Source organism: Bradyrhizobium sp., from assembly GCF_027307225.1.
Taxonomy (GTDB): domain Bacteria; phylum Pseudomonadota; class Alphaproteobacteria; order Rhizobiales; family Xanthobacteraceae; genus Bradyrhizobium.
Window position 1 is genome coordinate 26,155 of record NZ_DAHUXJ010000073.1, and the last position, 20,439, is coordinate 46,593.

A 20,439-nucleotide genomic window follows, 5' to 3' on the forward strand; every position below is an offset into this window, starting at 1 on the left:
GTTTGCGTTGTACGAATCCGTGAAATGACTGTTACAATCGCTGGTTAGCAAACCTCTAATGGGACGTTCGGTAAAACTACGGGAGCAGCTTCGGATTTCATCGGCGGAACGCAATTTACCGCGGGCGCGCAAGGTTTTCCGCGCGAGCTTGAAGCAGTGAGCAATGCGGCTTCCACAATGCTGCAATGATGCAGACTCATGCGTCTAGTGCTGCTGGCCGCAGAAAGGAACTCGCAAATTTTTCCTCGCGATGCCTGAGCGAGCGGGCCGAAACTTGTGCGTGGCCGTTTAGCGCCGCGTTAAGCCGATTGGACTACGGTGCGGGCGCTTCTTCGACGTTTCCCCACTGAATTCCAAGCCGGCGGCGATACCAACCGATGCTGACCCAAGCGCTTCTCGTCGATGACAGCCGCTCCGTCCTCGATTTTCTGAAGCGGCATATCGAGGCCGAAGGCACGGTTCGCGTAACCGCCTTCCTGAATCCGTTGGACGCGCTCGCGGCGGCGCACAACGGCGAATTCGATCTCGCGCTGGTGGATTATGAAATGCCGAACATGGACGGCATCTCCCTGATCCGGGCGCTTCGCGCGGTCCCGTCCCTTGCCGACATCCCCATTGCGATGATCACCTCGATGGAGATCGACGAAGTGAGGATGAAGGCGCTCGAAGCCGGGGCTACCGACTTTCTGCCCAAGCGGGCGCAGAGCCTCGAGATGCAGGTGCGGTTGCGCAACCTGATCCGGCTTGGCGTCGCGGTTCGAAAACTCAACGACCGTGCCGTCCATTTGGCAGGCGAAGTCGCGACGGCCACGCAAAAACTTCACGAGCGCGAGGAGGAGATCATTCTCCGTTTGGCGCTCGCGATGGAATACCGCGATAACGACACCGGTGAACATACGCTGCGGGTCGCCCGGTACAGCCGCCTCATCGCCGAACAGCTTGGGCTGCCGCCGCGACTTTGCCGGGACATCTATCTCGCGGCACCGCTCCACGACGTCGGAAAGGTTGCCATCCCCGACAACATTCTGCTGAAGCCGGGCAAGCTGGATGCGGCCGAGATGACTGTCATCAGGACTCACGCTGAAATTGGCGGGCGTATTCTCGCCGACAGTCATTGCGAACTCATTCAGCTCGGCGCGATCATTGCCATCGCCCATCACGAGCGTTGGGACGGCAGCGGTTATCCGCGCGGTCTCAAGGGAACGGAGATTCCGGCCGCGGCCCGGGTCGTGACGGTGGCGGACGTATTCGACGCGCTGACAACAAAGCGGCCCTATAAGGACGCGATGCCGCTTGCGGCCGCGCGCGACTATCTTCTGCAAAAGCGGGGATATGAATTCGACCCCGCCTGCGTCGATGCCTTCCTGGCGCGATGGGAGGAAGTCACAACGATTGCCACCGGCAAAGCCGCAGCACCGCAACCAGTCATCGATGAGACTGAAAGAGAAGCCGCGTTTGCCAATTGCTCATAGGCGGCCAACGGCGGCAAGGTGGCAAAGAAGCTCATGGTGCCCAGGGGCGGGATCGAACCACCGACACTGCGATTTTCAGTCGCATGCTCTACCAACTGAGCTACCTGGGCGTTCCCGTTCGCCTGAAAGGCGGGAGGGAGCGGCGGTTTATAGTAAGGACAATCTGTCCTGTCCACCACGCTTCGCCTGCCTGTCCGGCCTAGCCCGAAGGGCGAAGCCGGAACGGCTTGGCGCAGCCAAGCTGCGATTCAGACCGGCCGCGAAGCGCATCCGCCACCGCCTGAAGATCAGCATTGGGACGCCTGATAAATCATTGAAAACCATCAACGATTTATAATTCGATCAATCGTTGTCGTCGTCCTCATCGGGGCGCGCCGGGATCGCATAGGAGCCCGACAGCCAGCGATTGAGATCGACATCCCGGCAGCGGGGAGAACAAAACGGGTGGTTTTCCTTGATGGAAGGCTTGCCGCAGATTGGGCACGGCCTCGCCTTCGTCCTCTCCGCCGACGCATTGCCGGACCGCTTAGCTGGCATTCAACCAGCCGAAGCGAATCGGGAACCCCTCGCCGCCGAGCAGCGTCACCGACTCATAAAGCGGCAGGCCGACGACATTGGTATAGGAGCCGACCAGCTTGACCACGAACGACCCGGCGATGCCCTGCACGGCATAGCCACCGGCTTTGCCGCGCCATTCGCCGGAGCCGATATAGGCCTGGATGTCGTCTTCCGAGAGCCGCTTGAAGCGCACACGGCTTTCGATCAGACGCTGGCGAAACGATTCCTTTGGCGTCACCAAGCAGATTGCGGTGTAGACGCGGTGATTGCGGCCCGACAACAGCCGAAGGCATTGCGCGGCCTCATCGACCAGGTTGGCCTTCGGCAGGATGCGCCGGCCGACCGCGACTACCGTGTCGGCGGCAAGAATGAAGGAACCGCGCAGTTCATCGTCGAGATGCACCGACTTGAGCGCGGCATCGGCCTTGGCGCGGGCCAACCGGTTGGCGCAGGCGCGAGGCAGCTCGCCACGCCGGGGCGTTTCATCGACATCGGCCGGACGCAACGCATCCGGTTCGATTCCGGCCTGGTTGAGCAGGCTGAGACGTCGCGGCGAACCTGAAGCGAGAACCAGTTTGGGGCGGCCAAGCATGCGGGCGGGGTCGGCGAGGATTGGAGGAAAGCGCTGAATGCGCGCGGAACCTATCGGAAGGCTCACGCCGAGACAACCATGCATTCGTCGCGGCCGCGACAAACGGCGCGGCATCAACGGCCCGGAATCCCTTGAAGCATGCACGGCGGCGCTGACATCCCGAGGTCACGAAGATGCACCGCGGCCTCGCGGATTGTCTCAGCGGGTGCCGGCTGCGGAACCGATTCGCCCGGCTCTATATCCCTCGTCAGCCGCTCGCCGCGCTGACCTTCGAAAACCGCTTGCGGATACGAAGCAGCAAGCCGTCGCAAACCTCGCGATAGGCATCGAGTTTCTGTTCGCGGCTACCGTCGTTGCCGGTCGGGTCTGGCGTCGGCCAGTATTCGACGTCGGCCGCGAGCGTTCGCGTCAGGTCAAGCGCCTTGTGGTGCGCTTCCGGCGACAACGTAATGATGAGATCGAAATTGAGACCTTCCCAGTCGTCCAGCTCCTCGAATGTCATCGGCCTGTGCTGGGAGATGTCCTGCCCCAACTCAGCCATCACGGTGACCGCGAACGGATCGAGCTCTCCCTTCCTGACGCCGGCCGAGCGGACATACAGCGCCTGCGGGAACATCCGCTGCAGCAGGCTTTCCGCCATCGGCGAGCGGACACTGTTGAACGCGCAGGCAAACAGCACGGCTTGCGGAGCGCGCGAGGGCGGCGCCGCCATCAGATTTCGTTCGGTTGGCGCATGACCTCCGCGCCAACGCGCCTTGCGCTTGTCGCAATAGAAAGTCGATGCCCACTTTGCGCCAACGCGGCCCTTCGGGTCGGGGTCATGCGCTACCCCTTCCAGTGCAGGACGCAGATCAGCGTGAACAAGCGGCGGGCGGTTTCGAAATCGACCCGCACCTTGCCCTTCAACCGCTCCTGCAGGGTGTGAGATCCTTCATCGTGGATGCCGCGGCGGCCCATGTCGATCGCCTCGATCCGGTCCGGCGTCGCGGTGCGGATTGCCTGATAGTAGCTGTCGCAAATCATGAAATAGTCTTTCACGATTCGCCGGAACGGCGTCAGCGACAACAGATGCGCCACCACCGGGCCGCCGTCCTCGCGGCGAATATCGAAGGCGAGGCGATTACCGGTGATGGAAAGATGCAGCGCGAACGGTCCGTCCTTGACGCCTTCCGGCGCGAACAGGTTCTGCTCGATCAGGTCATAGATCGCAATCGCACGCTCATGCTCGATATCCGGACCGGAACGGCCGATCGATTCCTCATCGAGCGTCACCGCGACAATGCGGTTTTTGGAATCGTCTCGTGGCGGCGGCGTGGTCATGACAGGTTGAGGCGTATCCCGACAGAGCGTGAATGGGCCTCGAGGCCCTCGGCTTGGCCTAGCGTCATCGCCGCCGGGCCAAGCTGGCGCAACTGATCGGGCCCGCATTTGAGCACCGACGTTCGCTTCATGAAGTCGAGCACGCCGAGGCCGGAAGAGAATCGCGCCGAGCGCGCCGTCGGCAGCACGTGATTGGAGCCGCCGACATAATCGCCGATCGCTTCCGGCGTGTGCGGTCCGAGAAACAGCGCGCCGGCATTGCGGATCTTCGCCGCCAGGCTTTCAGGATCCGCCGTCATGATTTCCAGATGCTCGGCGGCGAGCGCGTCCGCCAGGCGGACCGATTCATCGATTGTCTTCACCTTGATGATGCCGCCGAAATCCCGCCAGGACGCCCGCGCGATCTCCGCCCGTGGCAGGGTCGAAAGCTGCATCTCGACGGCGCGCGCGACATCGCTCGCCAGATCGGCATCATCGGTGATCAGGATCGATTGCGCATTGGCATCGTGCTCGGCCTGCGCCAGCAGATCGGCGGCGATCCACGCGGCATTTGCGGATTTGTCCGCGATGATCAGGACCTCGGACGGTCCTGCGATCATGTCGATGCCGACCTTGCCGAAGACCAGTCGCTTGGCGGCTGCGACATAAGCATTGCCGGGCCCGACGATCTTGGCGACCGGCGCGATGGTCGCCGTGCCGTAGGCCAATGCTGCAACGGCCTGCGCACCGCCGACGCGATAGATCTCCGAAACGTCGGCAAGCTTCGCAGCCGCCAGCACCAGCGGATTGAGCCTGCCGTCCGGCGACGGCACCACCATCACGACACGATCGACACCGGCCACCTTTGCCGGCACTGCGTTCATCAGGACCGACGACGGATAGGCTGCGGTACCGCCCGGAACATAGAGTCCGACCGATTGGATCGCGCTCCAGCGCCAGCCGAGCTCGACGCCGAGCGCGTCGGTAAAGCGCTCATCCTTCGGCAACTGCCGGCGGTGGAAAGTCTCGATGCGCTCGCGCGCCAGCTCGAGCGCAGCGACGGTCTCGCGGTCACACGCCGTCACGGCCCGTTCGATTTCGCCCGCGCTGACGCGAAGCTTTGAGGCGTCGAGGTCGAGCCGGTCGAACCGGCTTGTCGCATCGATCAGGGCGGCATCGCCCCGGGCGGCCACGTCGTCGACGATGCGGCGGCAGGCCGCCTCGACATCGGCCGCGACCTCGCGCTTCATAACCAGGAACGCGGCGAATTCCGTCGCAAAATCGGCGCTGGTGGTATCGAGCAGGACGGGCATAGCGGCTTTCTGGCAAAGGACGTTAAAGACCTAAATAAAGGCTTCTGCGCCATGGCGCGAGGCCAAATCGCCGTCAACCTTTATCCATCCCCGGTCGGCGGTTACCCGCCGCGTGGCATACCGAGATTCCTCATTTCCAAGAACGTCTAGGGTTTACGCCTAATCGCTGATGCGCTCGATGCGGGCGCCGCAGGCCGAGAGCTTTTCCTCCAGCCGCTCAAAACCACGGTCGAGGTGGTAGACGCGGTTGACCATGGTCTCACCCTCGGCGGCGAGCCCCGCGATGACCAGCGACACCGAGGCGCGAAGGTCGGTGGCCATCACCGGTGCGCCGCGCAACTGGCCGATGCCGTGGATGGTTGCCGTTTCGCCATCGAGCTGGATCCGTGCGCCGAACCGCGCCAGCTCCTGCACATGCATGAAGCGATTCTCGAAAATCGTCTCGGTGATCTCGGAGGCACCCCTGGCGCAGGTCATCAGCGCCATCAGCTGGGCCTGGAGATCGGTCGGAAAGCCCGGGAACGGCGCGGTCGACACCTTCACCGGATTGATACCGGCGCCATTGCGGGCGATGCGAATGCCTTCGTTATTGGCGGTCACTACCGCGCCGGCCTGCGACAAGACGTCGAGCGCGGCCTGCAACAGTTCCGCCCGCGCGCCACTCAATTGAACGTCGCCGCCGGCCATCGCGACCGCCATCGCATAAGTGCCGGTCTCGATGCGATCGGGCAGCACCGTGTGCCGCGCGCCGTGAAGCTTGGTCACGCCCTCGATGACGATCCGCGGCGTGCCGGCACCCGTGATGCGCGCGCCCATCTTGTTGAGGCAATCGGCGACGTCGAGAATTTCCGGCTCGCAGGCGGCGTTGGTGATGACGGTCGTCCCCTTCGCCAGCGTTGCCGCCATCAGTGCGACATGGGTACCGCTGACCGTCACCTTGGGGAAATCGATCTCCGCGCCTTTAAGTCCGCCAGCCGCTTTCGCAACGGCATAGCCGCCATCGATCGCGATGTCGGCGCCGAGCTTTTCCAGCGCCATGATCAAAAGATCGACCGGCCGCGTGCCAATGGCGCAGCCGCCGGGCAGCGATACCCTGGCTTCGCGCATCCGCGCCACCAGCGGTGCGATGACCCAGAAGCTGGCGCGCATCCGCGACACCAGTTCATAGGGAGCTGTGGTGTCAATGACGTTGGCGGCAGAGATGTGCAGCGTCTGACCCTGATACTCCCGGTCGCCGGGCCGCTTTCCGGCCGACATGATATCGACGCCGTGGTTGCCGAGAATCCGCTGCAACTGCGCGACGTCGGCGAGCCGCGGAACATTGTCCAGGATCAGCGTCTCGTCAGTCAAAAGACCCGCGATCATCAAGGGCAGTGCGGCATTCTTGGCGCCGGAAATCTGAATGGTACCGTTGAGCGCGTTACCGCCGATGATGCGAATGCGATCCATGCCAATGCCTGTTTTTCAATGGGGCGAGCTATAGGGCGAATGCAGCGTCTAACCCAAATCGTTCAATTCATGAGAACCAAACGCCTTTACCTTTGCGGCGAATTGATGGGAGACGGCCCTTCAACAGGCCCTGCCGGGCGAATCGCGGCGCAGGGTTGTCTGAGCGGACGGGATGCGCCGGCCTAGCCTTGAATGCCCTGTCGCAGTCAAGCCGTGCGGAAACGCCGAACCGCAGCGATGATGGCGAGGATAAAGAGCACAAGAACCGCGCCTTGCGTGACCGCAAACGGCGGTTCACTTGGCGGCACGCTCGGCGCCAGCTCATGCAGCGGGCCGATCTTCAGGAAGCTCTGGATCACCAGCACGAAGACGTTGAGGTAGAGCGAGGTGATCGCGGTAGTCAGGTAGACCGGCCGCCAGGCGCCGGAGAGCTTCCTGCCGTAAAGTGCAAAGCAGGCGATCGCGAGCAAGACCAGCGAGATGATGGCAATGACGTGCGAGGGCAACAGCTTCGTAAACGGGAACATGAAGCCGGTGGCGTTGGCGAGGATCGTGGAAATCAGAAACAGCGCGGTCATGCCCGGCTTCGATTGCGACTTGAACAGGGCGAACAACACAGCGAGGCCCGAAACCACCCCGATCAGGCTGATGACGACGTGCAATATCGTGACAGCCTGCAAGCTTAAACCCAGCGTCATGGCGCACTCCCCCCTGCTTTGAATGGCGTGATGCTACGGCCGATCCGTTGCAATTGCTACGGCAAGCCGGCCAGCACCTACAGGGCTGGCCGTGCCGAGTCGTTGAGATAGGCATGCAGGGCGGCAACCACCTGGGCGCCCTCGCCGATCGCACCTCCGACGCGCTTGACCGAACCCGAGCGGACGTCGCCAACGGCGAAGACGCCGGGCACCGAGGTTTCAAGCGCCGAGGCCGGATGCGCGCCACCATTTTGCGCGACCGTGACGACGAAGCCGGCGCGATCGACAGTCACGCCGCATCCCTCAAGCCATCCGGTCGCGGGATCGGCGCCGACGAACAGGAACAGATTGCGGGCATCAAACTGCATCTCTTCGGGCGCGAGTCGGCTGCGCCAACGGACCCGTTCGAGCGAGGCCTCCATGCTGCCCTCGAGCCCGGTGACCTCCGCATTGAAGATCAGTTCGATATTGGCAGCTGCCTCGATACGTTCGATCAGATAGCGAGACATGCTCGCGCCGAGACCGCCGCCGCGGATCACCATGTTGACCTTGCGCGCATGACCCGACAGGAACACCGCCGCCTGACCGGCCGAGTTGCCACCGCCGACCAGCACGACCTCCTGTTCGGTGCACAGACGCGCCTCGATCGGCGAAGCCCAGTACCAGACGCCGCGGCCCTCGAAATCCGCGAGGCTTGCGATTTCAGGCCGCCGGTAACGCGCGCCGCTCGCGATCACGACCGAGCGCGAGCGCACCACGTCGCCATTGTCGAGCACAAGGCCGAACGCACCGTCCGCGCGCGAGCAATCGAGCGACTTCACCTCGACCGGGATCATGATGTCGGCACCGAATTTCTGCGCCTGGTTGAACGCGCGCGCCATCAGCGCGTGCCCGGAAATGCCGGTCGGAAAACCAAGATAGTTTTCGATCCGGGCGCTGGCGCCGGCCTGCCCACCGAACGCCCGCGTATCGCAGACCGCGACCGCCAAACCTTCCGAGGCGGCGTAGACCGCGGTCGACATTCCGGCCGGACCCGAGCCGACCACGACCACGTCGTAAATCTTGTCTTTCGGAACCGCGCGCACCATGCCGATGGCGCGGGCGAGTTCGGCTTCGCGCGGGTTGCGCAGCACCGTCCCGTCCGGCACGACCACGAGCGGCAGATCTTCCGGCAAGGGTGAATATCGCGCAATCACCTCGGCCGCGTCGGCATCGGCATGCGGGCAGAGCAGATGATGCGGATAGCCGTTGCGGGTAAGAAAACCCTGCAGGCGGATGACGCCGGCGGAATTCGCCGGACCAATCAGAACCGGCCCCCCGGCACCACCCTGGATCAGGCTGACACGACGCAGGATCAGCGCGCGCATGATGCGTTCGCCAAGATCGGCTTCGGCAACCATCAGCGCGCGCAGGCGTTCGGGCGAGATGAGAAGCGTGCGGACGTCGCCCTCCGCGTGGCCATCGACGAGGGCCGGGCGCTCGGATAATTGACCGATCTCGGCGAGGAACTGGCCTGGCCCCTGGTCGATGATCGGCGTGACACGGCCAAACCCGTCGCGATGGGTGATGGCGACGTTGCCGGACAGCACGACGAACATGCCGGGCCCTTGCTTGCCGGTCTCGAACAGGGCTTCGCCGTGCCGGTAGTTGCGCTCCTCGCCGAACCGGCGGATCCGCGCGATCTCTTGCGCGGTCAGTGTTGGAAAAGTCTGCTCGTAGCGAGGGAAGGCGCTGGCGAGGCTGGCGCTCCCGTTCGCTTCTTGTCCCATGATGGACTGTTCTGACATTCTCACCACCTCATCCGGAAAACCCGTGGCGTCGAAGATATTCCCTGCCGGGCGGCGGCGGCCAACCGGCTATTTGCCCGGGATTTACTCTCCGTCGCGAGGCATCTCATCGGAAGCCGGAGACGACACCGTGGAATCCGCCCGCTCGCGGGCTTGCGACTTTCGCCGCTTGAGATTTTCCCGCAATGCCAGTTTCAGCCGATCCTCGCGTTTGTCCCGCCTGGCCTCGCCGGCCGGCCGCCCGCTTCCATTTGCGTCATCGTTCATGGTCGACCTGCTTGCCTCTGCCGCCATCTCGCATTTGGCCCGCTCCGACAGCAATCGCTGCAGGAACAAGGCAGTATTCCGTTATGGGGGTCAATTGCGGCTATTTCGGCTGACGGCGGGATTTCCCGCGCTTGCGCGCTCCCTGGCCTTGTGGCAAGGATCGCCCGCTCCGTAGAGCCCTTTTCGGCCGATTCTGATCCAGGGGCATGCTGCCGTAGCTCAGTGGTAGAGCACTCCATTGGTAATGGAGAGGTCGACAGTTCAATCCTGTCCGGCAGCACCAGCCAGCCAACATACGACGGCGCGTCGATGTAGATTGAGCCCGTCCGGACGACCGCCGGCGCAGATGCGAAAGTGCCCCTGACGAATTGGACGCGCGTCTTTTAGTTCGCCGGCCGTTGCGAGTACCGCGGACACCCCGCACCTCACCGAGCAGATTTCGAAGGCTTCGCCTTCGAACGCTCTCGATTTCGGGACCTCTTTTCATTTTTCGGCCGCGCCATGAAAGGTTCCCACTGTGACCAGCCGGCTGTGTCGGACGACCGGAAATTAAGGCGTCACTAAGACTTCATTAGCCCATCATTAAGCACGAATTCGTGTTGCTCCCCAATATGTTGGGTTATCCCCGAGTGTGTCCTCTCAGTGACAGCTTTTTGCTCAAAAGCTGTCTAAGTGCGCGCCATGGACGGGCGCAGAAGGCGCGCGATCTGACAAACGGACTATTCTCTGGAGACCAACAATGAAAAAGTTTCTTCTCGCAACTGTGGCTCTTGTCGCCCTCGGCGCGACCGTGCCAGCACTTGCCGCCGACCTTCCCGCGCGCCAGCGCGCGCCGGTTTATACCAAGGCGCCCGCCTATGCCGCTCCGCTCTATAACTGGACCGGCTTCTACATCGGCGGCCATCTCGGCGGCGTGTTCTCGAGCAACACCAATTTCGGCGGCCTGGCTACCGGCAATAACGGCAACGGCCGTTTCCTTGGTGGTCTGCAGGGCGGCGCCGACTATCAGTTCGCTCCGAACTGGGTGATCGGTGCGGAAGCCGAGTACTCCTGGATTGGCGGCAACAACGGCAGCAGCATCTTCCCGAATGGCAGCATCTACAACAACAACCAGCGTGGTCTCGGCTCCGTCACGGGCCGCTTCGGCTACACTTGGGGTCCTGGCCTGCTCTACGTGAAAGGCGGCTACGCCTTCGCCGACAACAACGAGTCGCTGGTGAGCGGCGCGGGCGCGCCGGTTGCGTTCGGCCTCACGGGCGACCGCAGCAACGGCTGGACCGTCGGTGGCGGCCTCGAATACATGTTCACCCAGAACTGGTCGGGCAAGATCGAGTATCAGTACTACAACTTCGGCAGCTCGAGCTTCAGCACGCCCGCCGCGCTGGTGCCGTTCGGCAGCTTCCGCACCGATGACCACGTCGTGAAGGCTGGCATCAACTACCGCTTCAACTGGGGAGGTCCGGTGGTCGCGAAGTACTGATCCTTCGCAAGATCACTCGGTTAGAAAAGGCCGGCCTCGTGCCGGCCTTTTTGTTTTTGTGGGCCGCGAAAAGCCGAGCGTGTTCGCCTCCCAACGTCTGGCAGCATTCAGCCATGATTGGATTTGACGGCCCAAGAGCCCGTCGACAACTGGAGGTCCTCAGCTTTTGCCGGTGCAGCATCCGCGTTTTCGGCTGGCGCCGCGCCGATAGTGCGGTTAAGTCGATAACAGGAAAGACCCGAAACGATGAAGAACGACGCCATCCAGTCCTCGGCAGAGGCATTGCGCTACCCCTGGGAAAACCATCCTGGCCCCGACCAGGTGGTGGAGGTCATGCCGGGCCTGCTTTGGGTGCGCCTGAAGCTGCCGTTTCGCCTCAACCACGTGAACATCTACCTGCTCGCCGACGGCGACGGCTGGGCGATGGTGGATTCCGGCTTCGGCAATGAGGAAACAATCGCCGCCTGGACCGCTCTGTTCGAGGGCCCCCTCGCCGGCCTGACAATCAGCCGGCTGATCGTCACGCACTCGCACCCCGATCACGTGGGACTGGCCGGCTGGGTGGTCGAGCGCTTCAGCTGCCCGCTTTACATGTCGCAGGTCGAATATCTGCAATCGGTCTATCACCAGAACCGCGGCACCGAAGAACGCAAGCAGGCGCAGCGCCTGTTCTTCCGCCGCCATGGCATGGACGAGAACCTGACCGACAAACTGCTCGGGCGCGGCCAGGACTATCTGATGCGGGTGTCGACCTTGCCGGCGTCCTACCGCCGCATCTCGCATGGCGATGAGATTTCGATCGGCACGCGCCGCTTCAAGGTCATCACCGGCGGCGGCCATGCGCTCGACCAGGTGATGCTCTATTGCGCCGCCGACAAGCTATTCTTGTCGGCCGATCAGGTGCTGAGCAGGATTTCCCCCAACGTCAGCGTCTGGGCGGTCGAGCCCGAGCAGAACTCGCTCGGCGAATATCTCGCTTCGCTGGCAAGCCTCACCACCACCCTGCCCTATGATCTCCTGGTGCTGCCCGGACACGGCGTGCCGTTCTACGGGATGAAGACGCGGATCAAGCAGCTCGCCGATCACCATGAAGAGCGCTGCCGGCTGATCGCGGATGCCTGCCGGGAAACGCCGAAGACATCGGCGGAGCTGGTGCCGGTCGTATTCCACAAGCATGTGCTCGACGCCCACCAGATGGGGTTTGCCGCCGGCGAACTGGTCGCGCATGTGAACTACATGCTGGTCGAGGGCCGCCTCACCGTCGAGGAGACCGACGGCATGTTTCACTACAAGACGACATAAGCCGCGCAACGCCGGCGCTTTCGTAAGCGCCCCCGGCTCACGGGCGTCGCGCTGGCAGCGCCTCGAACCCTCAGGCTTGCAGATTGAACAGCTTTGCTGCGGTCCGGCCGAGAACATCGGCCTTCTCCTCGTCACTGAGCGACGTGCACGCAAAGATGTGGTCCACCGGGCTGAGCTGCCAGGGATAGGGATAGTCGCTGCCGAGGATGATCTGGCTCGCGCCGACCTGGGCTGCGAGATGTCGGATCGCCTCGGGCGTGAAGACCAGCGAGTCGAAGTAAACCTGCTTCAGATATTCCGTAGGCTTCTTCTTCAGCTTGATATCGGGATTGCACTTCTTGGGGCCGACCAAGCAGGCATGATCGGCGCGATCGGCATAGGACGCGAGATAACCGCCGCCATGCGCGGCGACGATCTTGAGGTCGGGAAAGCGATCGAGCGTGCCCTCGAAGATCAAATGCGACAGCGCGATCGTCGTATCCAGCGGATTGCCGATCATGTTGTCGAGCCAGCCATTGCCGGCGAACCGGTTGCTCCTGAGTTCGGGTATGCCGCGCGGATGGATGAACAAGGGCACCCCCAGCTCTTCCGCCTTGGCCCAGACGGGGTGGAATTTTGGATCGGAAAAATCCACACTGTTGACGGAGCCGCCAATCGCGGCGCCCTTCAGGCCCTGCTTCCTGATCGCGGTCTCGAGTTCCTGAACGGCGAGATCAGGCGCCTGCAAGGTGAGCGAGGCGAACGCCGCGAAGCGGTCCGAATGCGCCGCGCAGAATTCGGCAAGCTTCTCGTTCTGGATTTTCACGATTTGCGCGGCGAGATCGCGCTCCTTGTCATACCAGAACGGATTGATCGACAGGATTTCCATATCGACGGCCTGCGCGTCCATCGCCGCAAGTCGCTGCTTCAGATCGATAAAGGTCTCCTCGGCCCCGTTGACCGGGCTAGCCGGTCGCCTGCGCCCCTCATCACCGAGCAGCGCGCCTGCCTCGTGGAAATTGCAGTGCGAATGTACGTCGATGGTCTTGACCCGCTTGCCGTTCACCGTGACCGGGAGTTTTTGCCGCGCCGGCTGCTGGGCATGGGCGCGGCGCGAGAGGCCGCAGCCGCAAAAGAAAATGCCGCTCGCGGCAAGCGTGCCTGTTTTGAGAAATTCGCGGCGCGTTGTCATGACGTTTACCCCGATCTTTTTGTTTCCCCGCGCGATCGGCGGCGGTTTGATGGGGGATCGTAAGACAGACCGCAGGGCGTGGGCAAGGCGTCGCGTTTCGATCGACCGGTCAGTGCTTGAGGATTCGGGCGAGGAAGGCCTTGGCGCGCTCGGAGGCCGGCGCATTGAAGAACTTTGCCGCACCCGCCGTCTCGACGATTTCACCCCCGTCCATGAACAGCACCCGGTTGGCGACGTTGCGGGCGAAGCCCATCTCGTGGGTGACGCAGATCATGGTCATGCCCTGCTTGGCGAGCGACGTCATGACGTCCAGCACCTCGTTGACCATCTCCGGATCGAGCGCCGACGTCGGCTCGTCGAACAGCATCACTTCCGGATCGAGCGCCAGCGCCCGCGCAATCGCCACGCGCTGCTGCTGTCCGCCGGAGAGCTGAGCCGGGTATTTCGCGATGTGGGCGGAGAGCCCGACCCGCGCCAGCAGGGCGCGTGCCTTCTCCTCCGCGACGGCCTTCGGCCGCTTCAAGACCTTGGTTTGCGCAATCGTCACGTTGCTGAGCACGCTCAGGTGCGGAAACAGCTCAAAGCTCTGGAACACCATGCCTACCGAGCGGCGCAGCGCCGCCATATGAGTGACACGGGGTGCCAGGAGGAAATCTCCGACCTTGATTTCGCCGGCGTCGATGCTCTCGAGCCCGTTCACCGTCTTGATCAGCGTGCTTTTGCCCGAGCCTGATGGACCGCAGATCACCACGACTTCACCGCGGGCGACCTCGGCATTGCAATCCTTCAAGACCTGAAACGAGCCGTACGATTTCGACACATGGCTGATCGAGATCATCAGCGGGCTCCATAAGCGAGGCGGCCTTGCAGCCATTTCACAAGCTGCGAGGCGGCGTAACAGAACAGGAAATAGACGACGCCGACGGTCAGATACATCTCGACCAGACTGCCGTCGCGCTGCGCGATCTTGGTCGCTGCACCCAGGAGGTCGGTCGCGGAAATGACGTAAACCAGCGAGGTGTCCTGAAACAGGATGATGGTCTGCGTGAGCAGGATCGGCAGCACGTTGCGGATGGCCTGCGGAAAAAGGATGTAAACATAGGCGTGAAACCTGGAGAGCCCGAGCGCCTCGCAGGCCGCGTACTGCCCGGTCGAAATCGAGCGGAAGCCGGCGCGCACGATTTCGGCGTAGTAGGCCGCCTCGAACAATACGAACGTCGCGTAAATCGTCAACGACGCGCCGACCGCAACCGGGCGACCATGGTTCACCAGCCATCCGATCGCCCACGGCACGAGGAAGAAGACCCAGAAGATCACCATGATCAGCGGGATCGATCGCATCAGATTGATGTAGGCGGTCGCGAAGGCCGAAAGCAAACGGTTGGGCGAGAGCCGCGCTACCGCCAGCAGGCTGCCAAACACGATGCCGCCGGCCACGCCAACCACCGTGATCTGAATCGTGAACAGAAGTCCCGACAGCAGGAACGGCGCAACGGACGCGACGGCGGAAAGATCGACCTTCATTTCCGCGCACTCCCGCTAACGAGGCTCGGCAGCTGCACCGACCGCTCGATCCAGTACATCAACGACCAGGCGAGCAGCGCGATGACGAGATAGACGAGCGTGACGACGCCGTAGGCTTCAAAGGTGCGGAAGGTGTTCTCGTTGATTTCGCGGGCGGTCGCGGTCAGTTCGACCAGCCCGATCGTCAGTGCCACCGACGTGTTCTTGAAGATCGTCATGAATTCGTTGGTGAGCGTCGGCAGGATGATGCGAAACGCCTGCGGCAGCAGTATCAGGCGGTACATGCCACCGCGGCCGAAGCCGAGCGCGGAGGCCGCCGCACGTTGTCCGGTCGGAAGCGCCTGGACTCCGGCACGGACCTGTTCGGCGATCCGCGCCGCGGTGACGAGGCCGAGGCAAACCAGCGCCGGGACAAAGCCGCTCCACGGCGGATCCATTTGCTTGATGGCAAGTCCAAGGCGCGCGGGTAGAATCTCCGGCAGCACGAAATACCAGAAGAACATCTGTACCAGGAGGGGGATGTTGCGGAAGGTCTCGACATAGACCCTGCCGAGCCTCGGCCAGATTCCACCCGGTAGCGTGCGCGCGACGCCGACCAGCGTGCCGACGACAAGTGCGATGATCCAGGCACCGGACGCCAGCGACAGCGTCCAGGCAAGGCCGCTCCAGATCCAGTCGATATATCGCCCAACGCCGTCGGGGGTCGTCTCGAACAGCAAGGACATCGGCGTCCGCCTCCTGAAACTCCGATTACTTCGCCCCGCTTGCGGGGAGAGGGGGAAAACAACCGTCGCCGCTCCTCGCGCCTTGTGTCACTGCCCGACGGCCTTGTCGCTCGGGTTCTTGATCAGCGCTTTCAGTCCTTCCGATTGCGGGAATTTCAAATTGATGTTCTTCGGCGGAATCGGGCTCTCGAACCATTTCGTGTAGAGCTTGTCGTAGAGGCCGGACTTCATCGCCGCGACCAACGCATCGTCGACCAGCTTTTTGAACTCGCCATCGCCCTTGGCCATCATGACGCCGTAGGGATCGCTCGGATAAGCGTCACTCAAGAACACGAAATTGTCCGGCGACGGAGCGTTCGCTTTTAGCCCGGCCAGCAGAATATCGTCTTCCATAAAGGCCGAGGCACGGCCGGTCTCGACCAGCAGGAACGACTCGGCGTGGTCCTTGCCCTGCAGGATCTTCATACCGAGATTCTTCGCGGCGTTGAGCTTGGCGACGAACTGCGAGGTGTTGGTGCCTTGCGTGACGACTACCGCCTTGCCCTTGAGGTCGTCGGTGGTTTTCAGATTGGAGGATTTGAGCGCAATCCATTTGAATTGCGGCGCGTAGAAGATCACGGAGTAGGCGACCTCCTGCTGACGCGCGATGGTATTGGCGGTCGAGCCGCACTCGATATCGACGGTGCCATTCTTGACCAGCGGAATGCGGTTCGACGAGTTGACCGCTTGGTAGGCGATCTTGAGATCCGGCTTGTTCAGCTTCGTCTTGATCTTCGCCACGACCAGATCGCACAGTTCGAGCGAAAACCCGATCGGCTTCTGATTGTTGTCGAGATAGGAAAACGGCACGGAGGAGTCGCGGTGGCCTATCGTGATCGTGCCGGCATCCTTGATCTTCTGCAGTGTCGGACCCAGGCTCTGGGCCGAGGCTGTCAACGGCGCAAACAACAGCAGGCCCAGCGCGAGGCTGATGACGGATCTCTTCATGATGTACTCCCCTCTTCGAATAACGCGTTCCGCGATCCTTATTTGACCGCAGCGATCGCGGCATCGACCGCATCGCCCAGTCGTTCGACAACCGTGTCGACCTGCTCCTTGTTGATGATGAAGGGCGGCGCGATCAGAACGTGGTCGCCCTGCACGCCGTCGATGGTGCCGCCCATCGGATAGACGCAGAGGCCGCGCACCATGGCTTCGCGCTTCACTAGCGCGTTGAGCTTCAATTCCGGCGCAAAGGGTTTTTTGGAATCGACTTCGGAGACGAGTTCCACGCCACGGAACAGGCCGCGGCCACGGATGTCGCCGACGTGGTGATGATTGGCAAAACGCTCTTCGAGGCGCCGCTGCAAATGGCTGCCCATCGCCATCACGTTGTTCAGGAGCTTGTCGCGGCGGATAATGTCCTGCACGGCAACCCCGGCCGCCGCCGCCATCGGGTGGCCCATATAGGTGTGGCCGTGCTGAAAGAAGCCCGAGCCTTTGGAGAAGGCCTCAAAGATCTTGTCGCTGAGCAAGGTGGCGCCGATCGGCTGATAACCGCCGCCCAGCCCCTTGGCGATCGCCATCAGGTCCGGCACAACGCCATCCTGTTCGCATGCATGCAGCGTTCCGGTGCGGCCCATGCCGCACATGACCTCGTCGAGAATGAGAAGCACGCCATATCGGTCGCAGATGGCGCGGATGCGTTTGAAATAGTCGGCAACCGGCGGCACCGCACCGCAAGTCGCGCCGACCACGGTCTCCGCGACAAAGGCGATGACCTGATCGGACCCGAGTTCGAGGATCTTGTCTTCGAGCGCCTGCGCGGCGCGCGCCGCGTAGTCGGCATCGCTCTCGCCGGCCCTTTGCCAGCGATAGGCAAAGCAGGGATCAATATGATGGGTCTCGATCAGAAGCGGCCGGAATTGCGAGCGGCGCCATTCATTGCCGCCGGTGGCAAGCGCCCCCAGCGTGTTGCCATGGTAGCTCTGACGCCGCGCGATGATGTGCCGCCGCTGCGGTTCGCCCTTCTCGACGAAATATTGCCGCGCCATTTTCAGCGCTGCTTCGATGGCCTCCGATCCGCCGCTGACGAGATAGACATGGTCGATGCCTTTGGGCGCGGTCTCGACCAGACGGTCGGCGAGGCGTTCGGCGACTTCGGTCGTGAAAAAGCCGGTATGGGCGTAAGCCAGTCCGTCGAGTTGCTTGTGAAGCGCTGCGATCACGTCGGGATGGCCGTGGCCGAGACAGGACACCGCGGCGCCGCCGGATGCATCGATATAGCTCTTGCCGTTCTGGTCGAACAATTCGATGCCTTTGCCGCCGACGGCGACCGGCATTTTGGCATTGGCGGAGCGATGAAGGATGTGGGTCATGACGGCTTCTTGTTGTTTCTCGATTTGAGGTGGGTGTTGAGTGCGGCGAGATGCCCGTCGGAGTGCCGCAGCGAAGCGAGCGCTGCGTCGCCGCCGCGACCGGCAATGATCGCGCCAAGCACCTCGGCCGCGGCAAAGGCCGGCGACATCGCATGAAAGAACGACGGGCTCTCGGTCGAAACGATGATGGTGTGCTGCGCAATCTGCGCCAGCGGCGCGACCTCGCTGTCGGTGACCGCGATCAGGGGGATGTCTTGCGCGACCGCATATTCCGCAAGCTCGATGGTCAGCCGCGTATAGGGCATCACGCTTGCGACCAGCAGGACATCCCTGGGCGTTGCGCGCGCCAGCACATCTGAACCGGTAGCGCCGATACCCTCGATGTGAACCGAGCGGTCGCCAACCAGGCTCAGCACATAATGGAGATGCCAGGCGATCGAGTGGCTCGACCGCAATCCAAGGCAATAGATCCGACGGGCTGACGCCAGCGCCCTGGCGGCGTTCACCAGCCGGTCCAAGCCAGCGGGCGTCGCCAGTTTTTGGATTTGATGACCGATCGACGCCAGCATGTCGGCGGCCAGCGCCTTGTCGCCCTTCAATTTCTGACTGATGACCTGCACGCCGGCCTTGCCGGCAAAGCCAAGACCGCCGTCGCGCACGGCAGCGGCATAAAGCTCGCGCACCTCGTCATAACCATCCATGCCGAGACGTTTGGCGAGCCGCGTCATCGTCGCGGGCTGCACGCCGGCCTGCCGCGCCTGCTCGCGCATCGACAGCAGTGCCACGTCACGCGGACGATCGAGCACGTAGCGCGCGCCCGCCTGCAATTGAGAGGGCATGTCGTCGAACGTCTGGATGATGCGTTCGGTCAGCGGGCCGTGGTCCATTGTCAATCCTAGGCCCCGGCCGGCCGCCATTGCAACAATTGTTTCAATTCTCGCTAAACCAATTCAATTGAATCGCGGGCCGTCCGGAGCGCAGCCGCATCCCAATGTTGGAAAAGCTCGAGGAAGCGCCGTGGCTTAACGCCGGTGCATGGCAAAGCCGAACCACACGCGCACCGAAACGTGACGGAAATCAAGGTCTTCTGGCCAAAGGTGGCATTCGATTGCGGCTCGACAGCGGTTATAGAAACCCTCTAAAAAGGTGCTCTCACTTTCGTTCTCAGCCCAAGTTCCAGGTTCCGCGATGGATTACAGCCAGTTTTTCCGCACCGCCCTCAATCGCCTCCATGACGAACGGCGATACCGGGTTTTCGCCGATCTTGAACGCGTGGCCGGCCGCTTTCCCCACGCCGTCTGGCATTCGCCGAAAGGCGTGCGCAACGTCGTGATCTGGTGCTCCAACGACTATCTCGGCATGGGCCAGCATCCGAAGGTGGTCGGCGCGATGGTCGAGACCGCAACCCGCGTCGGCACCGGGGCCGGCGGCACGCGCAATATCGCCGGCACCCATCATCCACTGATACAGCTCGAGCATGAACTCGCCGACCTGCACGGCAAGGAAGGCGCGCTGCTCTTCACTTCCGGCTACGTGTCGAACGAGACCGGCATCTCGACCATCGCCAAGCTCATTCCGAACTGCCTGATCCTGTCGGATGCGCTCAACCACAATTCGATGATCGAAGGCGTTCGCCAGGCCGGCTGCGAACGGCAGATCTTCCGCCACAGCGACATGGCGCATCTGGAGGAATTGCTGCGGGCGGCGGGTCCCGACCGGCCGAAGCTGATCGTCTGCGAGAGCCTTTATTCGATGGACGGCGATATCGCGCCGCTGTTGAAAATCTGCGATCTCGCCGAGAAATATGGCGCGATGACCTATCTCGACGAAGTGCACGCGGTCGGCATGTACGGCCCGCGCGGCGGCGGCGTTGCCGAGCGCGACGGCGTCATGCACCGCATCGACATTATCGAGGGCACGCTCGCCAAGGCGTTCGGCTGTCTCGGCGGCTACATCGCGGCCTCGGCGCAAATCATCGATGCGGTGCGCTCCTATGCGCCGGGCTTCATCTTCACCACCGCGCTGCCGCCGGCGATCTGCTCGGCCGCCACCGCGGCAATCCGCCATCTGAAGGCCTCGAACTGGGAGCGTGAGCGCCACCAGGAACGCGCGGCCCGCACCAAGGCGATCCTGAACGCCGCGGGCCTGCCGGTCATGTCGAGCGACACCCACATCGTTCCGCTGTTCGTCGGCGATCCCGAAAAGTGCAAGCGGGCGTCGGACCTGCTACTGGAGGAACACGGCATCTACATCCAGCCGATCAATTATCCGACGGTGGCCAAGGGCACCGAACGGCTGCGGATCACGCCCTCGCCCTACCACGAGGACGCGCTGATCGATCAGCTGGCCGAAGCCCTGTTGCAGGTCTGGGACCAGCTTGGGCTGCCGCTCAAGCAGAAATCGCTGGCGGCGGAATAACGTTAATCCGCCGATGAAGCCCCCTCG

The 20,439-nt window shown here is 62.7% G+C and carries 20 protein-coding genes and 2 tRNA genes; 5 read left to right on the plus strand and 17 right to left on the minus strand.

Annotated features, from left to right (window positions below; genetic code table 11):
- Positions 1 to 377: 377 nt before the first annotated feature.
- Positions 378 to 1,472 (plus strand): HD domain-containing phosphohydrolase, encoded by a 1,095-nt coding sequence (locus M6D32_RS12600; protein ID WP_298256541.1) that lies wholly within the window; start codon positions 378 to 380, stop codon positions 1,470 to 1,472.
- A gap of 34 nt (positions 1,473 to 1,506) precedes the next feature.
- Here the strand turns inward: M6D32_RS12600 and M6D32_RS12605 are convergent.
- The 10 genes from M6D32_RS12605 to M6D32_RS12650 all read right to left on the minus strand — a co-directional run bounded on the left by M6D32_RS12605 (position 1,507) and on the right by M6D32_RS12650 (position 9,435).
- Positions 1,507 to 1,582, minus strand: a tRNA-Phe gene (locus tag M6D32_RS12605).
- A 232-nt stretch (positions 1,583 to 1,814) separates the two neighbouring features.
- On the minus strand, positions 1,815 to 2,009 hold the full coding sequence (yacG, locus tag M6D32_RS12610; protein ID WP_298256543.1) for a DNA gyrase inhibitor YacG: 195 nt from the start codon (positions 2,007 to 2,009) through the stop codon (positions 1,815 to 1,817).
- Positions 1,999 to 2,622 carry a Maf-like protein gene (locus M6D32_RS12615; protein WP_298256650.1) on the minus strand — a complete coding sequence of 208 codons (624 nt, stop codon included), beginning with the start codon at positions 2,620 to 2,622 and terminating at the stop codon, positions 1,999 to 2,001. The genes yacG and M6D32_RS12615 overlap by 11 nt, the downstream gene beginning before the upstream one ends.
- Before the next feature lie 247 nt (positions 2,623 to 2,869).
- The gene (locus tag M6D32_RS12620; RefSeq protein ID WP_298256545.1) at positions 2,870 to 3,334 is read right to left on the minus strand and encodes a low molecular weight phosphatase family protein; all 465 of its coding nucleotides are present in this window, start codon (positions 3,332 to 3,334) and stop codon (positions 2,870 to 2,872) included.
- Between the two features lie 113 nt (positions 3,335 to 3,447).
- Positions 3,448 to 3,942 carry a UPF0262 family protein gene (locus tag M6D32_RS12625; RefSeq protein ID WP_298256547.1) on the minus strand — a complete coding sequence of 165 codons (495 nt, stop codon included), beginning with the start codon at positions 3,940 to 3,942 and terminating at the stop codon, positions 3,448 to 3,450.
- On the minus strand, positions 3,939 to 5,234 hold the full coding sequence (hisD, locus tag M6D32_RS12630; protein WP_298256549.1) for a histidinol dehydrogenase: 1,296 nt from the start codon (positions 5,232 to 5,234) through the stop codon (positions 3,939 to 3,941). The genes M6D32_RS12625 and hisD overlap by 4 nt, the downstream gene beginning before the upstream one ends.
- Before the next feature lie 159 nt (positions 5,235 to 5,393).
- Positions 5,394 to 6,683: a UDP-N-acetylglucosamine 1-carboxyvinyltransferase gene (murA, locus tag M6D32_RS12635; protein WP_298256552.1), complete on the minus strand. Its 1,290-nt coding sequence runs from the start codon at positions 6,681 to 6,683 to the stop codon at positions 5,394 to 5,396.
- A 206-nt stretch (positions 6,684 to 6,889) separates the two neighbouring features.
- Positions 6,890 to 7,381 carry a hypothetical protein gene (locus M6D32_RS12640; RefSeq protein WP_298256553.1) on the minus strand — a complete coding sequence of 164 codons (492 nt, stop codon included), beginning with the start codon at positions 7,379 to 7,381 and terminating at the stop codon, positions 6,890 to 6,892.
- Positions 7,382 to 7,458: 77 nt separating this feature from the next.
- Positions 7,459 to 9,150, minus strand: a complete 1,692-nt coding sequence (locus M6D32_RS12645; protein ID WP_298256652.1) for an FAD-dependent oxidoreductase — start codon at positions 9,148 to 9,150, stop codon at positions 7,459 to 7,461.
- A gap of 102 nt (positions 9,151 to 9,252) precedes the next feature.
- A complete protein-coding gene (locus tag M6D32_RS12650) occupies positions 9,253 to 9,435 on the minus strand; it encodes a hypothetical protein (RefSeq protein WP_298256654.1) in 183 nt (60 codons plus the stop codon).
- Between the two features lie 208 nt (positions 9,436 to 9,643).
- On the opposite strand from M6D32_RS12650, the gene M6D32_RS12655 reads away from it, so the two are divergent.
- From M6D32_RS12655 to M6D32_RS12665, 3 genes are all read left to right on the plus strand, one after another.
- Positions 9,644 to 9,718, plus strand: a tRNA-Thr gene (locus M6D32_RS12655).
- Positions 9,719 to 10,174: 456 nt separating this feature from the next.
- Complete coding sequence (locus M6D32_RS12660; RefSeq protein WP_298256555.1) at positions 10,175 to 10,915, plus strand: outer membrane beta-barrel protein; 741 nt, start codon at positions 10,175 to 10,177, stop codon at positions 10,913 to 10,915.
- A 246-nt stretch (positions 10,916 to 11,161) separates the two neighbouring features.
- Positions 11,162 to 12,217 (plus strand): MBL fold metallo-hydrolase, encoded by a 1,056-nt coding sequence (locus tag M6D32_RS12665; protein ID WP_298256557.1) that lies wholly within the window; start codon positions 11,162 to 11,164, stop codon positions 12,215 to 12,217.
- A 70-nt stretch (positions 12,218 to 12,287) separates the two neighbouring features.
- Here the strand turns inward: M6D32_RS12665 and M6D32_RS12670 are convergent, their stop codons facing one another.
- The 7 genes from M6D32_RS12670 to M6D32_RS12700 all read right to left on the minus strand — a co-directional run bounded on the left by M6D32_RS12670 (position 12,288) and on the right by M6D32_RS12700 (position 18,881).
- Positions 12,288 to 13,388: an amidohydrolase family protein gene (locus M6D32_RS12670; RefSeq protein ID WP_298256559.1), complete on the minus strand. Its 1,101-nt coding sequence runs from the start codon at positions 13,386 to 13,388 to the stop codon at positions 12,288 to 12,290.
- 109 nt (positions 13,389 to 13,497) lie between these two features.
- Positions 13,498 to 14,226, minus strand: coding sequence for an amino acid ABC transporter ATP-binding protein (locus M6D32_RS12675; RefSeq protein ID WP_298256561.1), 729 nt, complete (start codon positions 14,224 to 14,226; stop codon positions 13,498 to 13,500).
- Positions 14,226 to 14,912 carry an amino acid ABC transporter permease gene (locus tag M6D32_RS12680; protein ID WP_298256563.1) on the minus strand — a complete coding sequence of 229 codons (687 nt, stop codon included), beginning with the start codon at positions 14,910 to 14,912 and terminating at the stop codon, positions 14,226 to 14,228. The genes M6D32_RS12675 and M6D32_RS12680 overlap by 1 nt, the downstream gene beginning before the upstream one ends.
- On the minus strand, positions 14,909 to 15,637 hold the full coding sequence (locus tag M6D32_RS12685; RefSeq protein WP_298256566.1) for an amino acid ABC transporter permease: 729 nt from the start codon (positions 15,635 to 15,637) through the stop codon (positions 14,909 to 14,911). Before M6D32_RS12685 ends, M6D32_RS12680 begins: the two co-directional genes overlap by 4 nt.
- Before the next feature lie 87 nt (positions 15,638 to 15,724).
- Positions 15,725 to 16,624, minus strand: coding sequence for a transporter substrate-binding domain-containing protein (locus M6D32_RS12690; protein ID WP_298256568.1), 900 nt, complete (start codon positions 16,622 to 16,624; stop codon positions 15,725 to 15,727).
- A 38-nt stretch (positions 16,625 to 16,662) separates the two neighbouring features.
- Positions 16,663 to 17,994, minus strand: coding sequence for an aspartate aminotransferase family protein (locus tag M6D32_RS12695; protein ID WP_298256571.1), 1,332 nt, complete (start codon positions 17,992 to 17,994; stop codon positions 16,663 to 16,665).
- Complete coding sequence (locus M6D32_RS12700; protein ID WP_298256572.1) at positions 17,991 to 18,881, minus strand: MurR/RpiR family transcriptional regulator; 891 nt, start codon at positions 18,879 to 18,881, stop codon at positions 17,991 to 17,993. The genes M6D32_RS12695 and M6D32_RS12700 overlap by 4 nt, the downstream gene beginning before the upstream one ends.
- 301 nt (positions 18,882 to 19,182) lie before the next feature.
- Here M6D32_RS12700 and hemA point away from each other — a divergent pair, with 301 nt between their 5' ends.
- Positions 19,183 to 20,412 (plus strand): 5-aminolevulinate synthase, encoded by a 1,230-nt coding sequence (hemA, locus tag M6D32_RS12705; protein WP_298256574.1) that lies wholly within the window; start codon positions 19,183 to 19,185, stop codon positions 20,410 to 20,412.
- Positions 20,413 to 20,439: the final 27 nt, after the last annotated feature.

Bases quoted from the DNA above. Each gene is read 5' to 3' on its own strand.
- M6D32_RS12675 (WP_298256561.1), bottom strand. From the start codon at position 14,226: ATGATCTCGATCAGCCATGTGTCGAAATCGTACGGCTCGTTTCAGGTC.
- M6D32_RS12685 (WP_298256566.1), bottom strand. From the start codon at position 15,637: ATGTCCTTGCTGTTCGAGACGACCCCCGACGGCGTTGGGCGATATATC.
- M6D32_RS12625 (WP_298256547.1), bottom strand. From the start codon at position 3,942: ATGACCACGCCGCCGCCACGAGACGATTCCAAAAACCGCATTGTCGCG.
- M6D32_RS12600 (WP_298256541.1), top strand. From the start codon at position 378: ATGCTGACCCAAGCGCTTCTCGTCGATGACAGCCGCTCCGTCCTCGAT.
- M6D32_RS12690 (WP_298256568.1), bottom strand. From the start codon at position 16,624: ATGAAGAGATCCGTCATCAGCCTCGCGCTGGGCCTGCTGTTGTTTGCG.
- hisD (WP_298256549.1), bottom strand. From the start codon at position 5,234: ATGCCCGTCCTGCTCGATACCACCAGCGCCGATTTTGCGACGGAATTC.
- yacG (WP_298256543.1), bottom strand. From the start codon at position 2,009: ATGCCAGCTAAGCGGTCCGGCAATGCGTCGGCGGAGAGGACGAAGGCG.
- M6D32_RS12665 (WP_298256557.1), top strand. From the start codon at position 11,162: ATGAAGAACGACGCCATCCAGTCCTCGGCAGAGGCATTGCGCTACCCC.
- M6D32_RS12645 (WP_298256652.1), bottom strand. From the start codon at position 9,150: ATGGGACAAGAAGCGAACGGGAGCGCCAGCCTCGCCAGCGCCTTCCCT.
- M6D32_RS12615 (WP_298256650.1), bottom strand. From the start codon at position 2,622: ATGCTTGGCCGCCCCAAACTGGTTCTCGCTTCAGGTTCGCCGCGACGT.
- M6D32_RS12680 (WP_298256563.1), bottom strand. From the start codon at position 14,912: ATGAAGGTCGATCTTTCCGCCGTCGCGTCCGTTGCGCCGTTCCTGCTG.
- murA (WP_298256552.1), bottom strand. From the start codon at position 6,683: ATGGATCGCATTCGCATCATCGGCGGTAACGCGCTCAACGGTACCATT.
- M6D32_RS12700 (WP_298256572.1), bottom strand. From the start codon at position 18,881: ATGGACCACGGCCCGCTGACCGAACGCATCATCCAGACGTTCGACGAC.
- M6D32_RS12670 (WP_298256559.1), bottom strand. From the start codon at position 13,388: ATGACAACGCGCCGCGAATTTCTCAAAACAGGCACGCTTGCCGCGAGC.
- M6D32_RS12620 (WP_298256545.1), bottom strand. From the start codon at position 3,334: ATGGCGGCGCCGCCCTCGCGCGCTCCGCAAGCCGTGCTGTTTGCCTGC.
- hemA (WP_298256574.1), top strand. From the start codon at position 19,183: ATGGATTACAGCCAGTTTTTCCGCACCGCCCTCAATCGCCTCCATGAC.
- M6D32_RS12650 (WP_298256654.1), bottom strand. From the start codon at position 9,435: ATGAACGATGACGCAAATGGAAGCGGGCGGCCGGCCGGCGAGGCCAGG.
- M6D32_RS12640 (WP_298256553.1), bottom strand. From the start codon at position 7,381: ATGACGCTGGGTTTAAGCTTGCAGGCTGTCACGATATTGCACGTCGTC.
- M6D32_RS12695 (WP_298256571.1), bottom strand. From the start codon at position 17,994: ATGACCCACATCCTTCATCGCTCCGCCAATGCCAAAATGCCGGTCGCC.
- M6D32_RS12660 (WP_298256555.1), top strand. From the start codon at position 10,175: ATGAAAAAGTTTCTTCTCGCAACTGTGGCTCTTGTCGCCCTCGGCGCG.